The following is a 1,168-nucleotide window of genomic DNA, read 5'->3' as shown; positions in this document are numbered from 1 at the left end:
GTATTAGTTCAGACTTGATCGTACATTCTTCTTGAAAAAGAGAAAGTTACCCGTTTTGATAAAGGTGTCGAAATCTTAATCAAACAAAGGTAACTTTCTTATGTTGCATACTAACAATCAAATCATTAAACACAAAGTAGGTCTGCTTAATTTAGCTGAAGAGCTTCAGAATGTATCCAGAGCATGCAAAGTGATGGGGGTTTCAAGAGATACATTTTATCGCTATCAGGAATTAGTGAAGTCTGGTGATATTGACGCACTGATTAATAAGTCCCGTCGAGTACCAAATTTAAAAAACCGTGTAGATGATACTACTGAACAGGCTGTTATTGATTTCGCAATTCAATATCCCGCATATGGTCAGCACCGTACGAGTAATGAATTACGCAAGAAGGGTGTATTCGTTTCAGGGAGTGGGGTTCGCTCTATATGGCTTCGTCATGATTTAGAAAACTTTAAGAAGCGTTTAAAAGCACTTGAGGCTAAAGTGGCACAGGATGGTATTGAATTAAATGATCAGCAGATTGCGGCACTTGAACGTAATCATGAGGATGACGTTGCTTGTGGTGAAATCGAAACAGCTCATCCAGGCTATTTAGGCGCGCAAGACACCTTTTATGTCGGGAATCTCAAAGGTGTTGGACGAATCTATCAACAAACATTCATCGACACTTATAGCAAGGTCGTTCATTGCAAGCTCTATACAACAAAAACACCGATTACAGCGGCTGATTTACTCAATGATCGTGTGTTGCCATTCTATCAATCTCAGGACTTACCAATGCTTCGCATCCTCACAGACAGAGGTACTGAGTATTGCGGTAAGGTAGAACAACATGACTATGAGTTGTATCTGGCAGTTAATGATATTGATCACACGAAGACAAAAGCAGCTTCCCCGCAAACAAATGGTATCTGTGAGCGTTTCCATAAGACGATTTTGCAGGAGTTCTATCAAATTACGTTTAGGAAGAAGCTTTATAGCTCATTGGAAGAATTACAAGTTGATCTAGACGATTGGCTGAAATTCTATAATACTGAACGGACTCATCAAGGAAAAATGTGCTGTGGTCGTACACCACTTGAAACTTTACTTGATGGAAAACGGATTTGGGCTGAGAAGAATTTAGCTCAAATTTAACCTGACAGGCACAATAAAAAATGGGTA

1 protein-coding gene is annotated in these 1,168 nt (G+C 39.4%); it reads left to right on the top strand.

Annotated elements, in window-relative coordinates; genetic code table 11:
* Window positions 1-100 precede the first annotated feature (100 nt).
* Complete coding sequence (locus tag RFX69_RS08650; protein WP_000903414.1) at window positions 101-1,141, top strand: IS481 family transposase; 1,041 nt, start codon at window positions 101-103, stop codon at window positions 1,139-1,141.
* Window positions 1,142-1,168: the final 27 nt, after the last annotated feature.

Origin of the sequence: Acinetobacter sp. 148 (assembly GCF_031196675.1) — a bacterium.
In the GTDB taxonomy this organism is placed as follows: domain Bacteria; phylum Pseudomonadota; class Gammaproteobacteria; order Pseudomonadales; family Moraxellaceae; genus Acinetobacter; species Acinetobacter baumannii.
The sequence above is the reverse complement of the archived record's forward strand: the minus strand, read 5'-3'. Positions and strand labels throughout refer to the sequence as shown.